5 protein-coding genes and 1 pseudogene are annotated in these 4,063 nt (G+C 30.6%); 3 read left to right on the top strand and 3 right to left on the bottom strand.

The window, feature by feature from the left end:
• Positions 1-86: 86 nt before the first annotated feature.
• Genes JV528_RS14220 through JV528_RS14210 form a run of 3 tightly spaced genes read right to left on the bottom strand, consistent with a single transcriptional unit; the run spans position 87 to position 2,124 of the window.
• Positions 87-497 carry a hypothetical protein gene (locus tag JV528_RS14220; RefSeq protein ID WP_172693199.1) on the bottom strand — a complete coding sequence of 137 codons (411 nt, stop codon included), beginning with the start codon at positions 495-497 and terminating at the stop codon, positions 87-89.
• 9 nt (positions 498-506) lie between these two features.
• Complete coding sequence (locus JV528_RS14215) at positions 507-740, bottom strand: hypothetical protein (RefSeq protein ID WP_172693198.1); 234 nt, start codon at positions 738-740, stop codon at positions 507-509.
• 31 nt (positions 741-771) lie between these two features.
• Positions 772-2,124, bottom strand: coding sequence for a replication initiator protein A (locus JV528_RS14210; RefSeq protein ID WP_172693197.1), 1,353 nt, complete (start codon positions 2,122-2,124; stop codon positions 772-774).
• A gap of 374 nt (positions 2,125-2,498) precedes the next feature.
• Here JV528_RS14210 and JV528_RS14205 point away from each other — a divergent pair, with 374 nt between their 5' ends.
• The 3 genes and pseudogenes from JV528_RS14205 to JV528_RS14195 form a co-directional block, all read left to right on the top strand.
• The gene (locus JV528_RS14205; RefSeq protein ID WP_000111526.1) at positions 2,499-3,290 is read left to right on the top strand and encodes a ParA family protein; all 792 of its coding nucleotides are present in this window, start codon (positions 2,499-2,501) and stop codon (positions 3,288-3,290) included.
• A gap of 9 nt (positions 3,291-3,299) precedes the next feature.
• On the top strand, positions 3,300-3,542 hold the full coding sequence (locus tag JV528_RS14200) for a hypothetical protein (RefSeq protein ID WP_044290595.1): 243 nt from the start codon (positions 3,300-3,302) through the stop codon (positions 3,540-3,542).
• Positions 3,543-3,916: 374 nt separating this feature from the next.
• A pseudogene (locus JV528_RS14195) lies at positions 3,917-4,063 on the top strand (IS30 family transposase); the annotation flags it as partial.

Here is a 4,063-nt window from a genome sequence, read left to right as displayed (position 1 = left end):
AAACTGTCCAGCTTAATTTGACAATCTAAATATAATAAACATGTGCTCACTAATAATAATATTTTTTTCATGAAAAGATACTCCTTTCAAAACATAAATAAAATATACGAAACAAACAATTTGAAACAATTCACCTTTTTAAATAATATCTTTAATTTGTTGCTCAAGTACCAATTGTTTTTATAATATGCCAATTTTTGTTTATTTAATCTAAATTGTGTCAATCTCGCAACTCTGACATATTCTGCACCACAGACTTTACCAGTAAATATTCGATGTCTACCGCCACCATTGCCACCTTCATGCATATAGGTTATCACATGCCCTTTGTCATCAAGTAGCAAACTAAAATAGAGTTCTCCAATATCCAATGTTTGATAACTTTGATTCCAATTTTCCCAACCTAACGATTTTAGAAAACCTAAACAGCCTTGTATTTTTTGGGGTTTAAGGTTAGGCGCGTTACCATGAAAGTTCTGTTCTAGCGACCATTTCACTAATTCAAACTACTTGTAGCCAATATTCCCAAATAAGTTACTCCCAATGACTTTAGAAAAGGGAATGATCACATTCGTTACATCGCCTAAATCATCAAACAAAAAGCGTTCATAGGGATAGTTCTGAATGACTATCGGCTTAATATCTGTGATATGGTTTTCGGGCACACCTAAAGTCTCTAAATAAGCCTCCACTTGCGTAAAGTGGTTCAAAAACGCAATCCCTATCTCTTTTTCATTCACAACTATCTCTCCTTCCTAAATATTAAAGTTATCAAACATCAAGAAACATACGTTTTGCCATCGATTGGAACGCATTTTTCGGTTCAAATTGTGAAATATCCTGCGTTTTTGTTTTAGTATCGTCAAGTTTCTGTTGGTCGTTCAGCACATGTTCAACAAAGACACGTTTAAATGTTTGCATCATGTAGGCTTCTAGATCACAGATATTTTCATTTTTTTGTCGGCTTAATAGTTTGATACGTCGTAAAGCTTCCCCAATAGCATAGGTACAGGCTTCATACGTAACACGTTCATCTACAGGTGCGTGGTGATTATAACTGGCTTTCGCTTTATTCAGTACAGATTTAATACAACGAATTTCAGTATTACTAAAATGTTTTAAGTTCAATTGTACATAGTCTGGTAAGTGTTGAAGTAACATCTCTTGTTCGACTTGTTGTTCGTTAAATGTATCCTCTGTGTTGTGTTGATGATTTGGATGACTTGAATGATTTGTTTGTGGTGAATCATTTATTTCATGTACTTCATCAATATTATTATCATACGTATCATTCATATCATTAGAATCAATATCACTAGAATAAGTATAACTAAAATAAGTATAACTAGTGCGACATTTTTTAACTTCCCATGCCGACAATTTTTTACTTCCAGTGCCGACAATTTTTAACTTCCCATGCCGACAATTTTTTACTTCCTTGTCATCACTAGCTTTAGGGAGTGAAATATATAATCTATTCGATTTACCAAAAGATGCACGCTTATTAATCATTAGACTCGAAACAATCAATTCTTTTTTGATACGTTCTACTTTTCGTGTACTCACATCTAAAATGTTTGCCATATTGTCATTAGAGAAACAACAATAGACTGCACCATTTTCATCCGAGAAATGATTTTTATAGATACTATACTCATAACGACTCAGATAAATCGCATAAGCAATGATAGATTCAGCCGCTAAAGATTGATATTTGGGATTTTCAAATAAAGCATGAGGAAGACGATAAAATTCGTCAACATCATAGGCATAGAAATAGTTATCATAGGGCTTTTTGGGATATAAACGATTCGGTTGATTGTTACCGAGACGCACGTCTTCTAATAAACCAAATTCAATCAATTGTTTTTTTAGTTTGATTACCGTTGGTTTCGACATATTAAGTTTCGTCATCAGTTCTTGATTCGTATAAATGGAGAACAAACGCCCCTCATTATCGATAAATTGGGACTGAATGCCATGTTGCTTAGCATTAGCTTTCGATAAGCTTTGACGCTCAGAAATTAATGCATAGAGCAATTTGGCTTTCGCTGGTAAAGTTTTAAATGTAGGATCTTCAAATAAAAATTTGTATAGTTTTGTAAAACGTAGTGATTGAGACATAATAAAAACCTCTTTCCTTATTTGTTTTGGTTAGAGGTAATAAAACGCTTACGATGGGGATGTTGAATTTATATAGTTGATACATAAATTGTTTACAGTTATAATAAATATTATTGTATATATTAAAACGTTCACTCGCGTTTTACTATCTCTGAAACATTCAGTTGCGACTAACAACTGAATGTTTTTGTATATCTATAAGGATAACAAAACATAGGAATATAAACAATAATAGGGTAACAAAAACAAATCACATGTAACATGTGATTTGTTTTTGTTAGAGTTGATTTTTTGGAATTGTATAACAGTAACTTGTGACATGTCACAAGTTACTGTTATAATATAATATATTATAACAGTAAGGAGTGTTGTATATGTCAGTTATAACTATTGGTAATTTTAAAGGAGGGGTAGGAAAAACTACTGTATCAACTTTATTATCATATATTGGCTCTGAAAGGTATGATAAAAGAATTCTATTAGTTGATTTTGATCCTCAGGGGAACGCTACCCAAATTATGAAAAGAACATATCCAGAAGCAATAGATGAAAAACAAACATTTATAGATGCTCTTAAAACAGGGGAATTAGAAGATAGTATTATAAATTTATCAACGAAATTATCTTTATTACCTGCAGATTCTTCACTAGCTAATTTGTCAGATATTATTGCAAAAACAGATATTATAAAAAAGCGATATATACTTAAAACAGTTATTGATCAAATTAAAAAAAATTATAATTTTGACTACATTTTTATAGATGTACCACCAACGATAAATTCAGATTTTACAAATAATGCTGTATATGCAAGCGACTACATTGCTATGGTATTCCAGACACAACAATCAGCGTATGAAAGCAGTTTATCATTTGTTAATTTTTTAAGAGATAGAAAAAAAGAATCAAATTTACCGTTTGAATTAATAGGTGCGATACCTGTATTAATCAAGAAAAATGGTAATATTGATGAATATATATTAGAAATATCTAAAAAGACTTTTTCAAATGCTCTGTTTAAAAATCAAATATTTCAAAGAGAAAGAATTAAGAAATTCGGTGCAGAAGGTATTAGGGATAAAGATGTTCATGATAAAAGAGTTTTGCATATGTTAGAAGCGATATATAAAGAATTGATTGAAAGAATAGAATTAATAGAAGGATAGGTGATTGCAATGGCAGGATTTTTAGATAATATTAAAGTCGTAGGACAACAGAAAAGAGGATTTTTAGATGACATAGACACTTCAGCAGTGAAGTATACAGAAAATTATAAGCCAATGGCTAAAAGTTCGACTATGAGAGTTGATACTCTGATAAAAAGAAGACTTAGTCAAATGGCGTTAGACAAAGACACGTCCATAAAGGCAATATCAGATAAAGTTTTACAAGAATTTTTAGAGAAAAATAATTATTAATAGAAGTGGTTTAGTTTTTTAGATGTTCAGATTTGATTTTACAAAAGAAATTATCTCATTATCATAGACTAATTAGGTTTTAAATCATTATTTTTAAGTTCTTTAATTCTAATATAGAGAAGTTTAAAGAGTGCATTCTTTAATAAGAACGCACTCTTTTTTGTTATTTTGTAGCAGCTAGAATATATATTTTTTGCAAATATTATTTTTTGCCCTGGTAATTCATGATTTTTATAGCGTTCATAAATATCTTCATCTTGATATTTACACCATTCAATTAGTAAATCCGGTTCTGTTGCAAAGTTAAATTTATAGTATAATTTTAACTTTGCAACAGAACCGAAAATGCTCTGCACTCAATGTTTTCAGCTTTACCTTCTCATATATTTAAATCAATTACTTTTAATTGTGGTAAGGAGTTTTCAAACTGGAAAACAATATGCAACTGTCATGATATATCTATATTTTTTGCTGATCCAGGCACGCCATCACAGAGAGGCTTAAATGAACATTCTAACGGA

Source organism: Staphylococcus sp. GDB20D11A (assembly GCF_016893255.1).
GTDB classification, from domain to species: domain Bacteria; phylum Bacillota; class Bacilli; order Staphylococcales; family Staphylococcaceae; genus Staphylococcus; species Staphylococcus aureus.
This window is presented reverse-complemented; position numbering and strand designations above follow the sequence as displayed.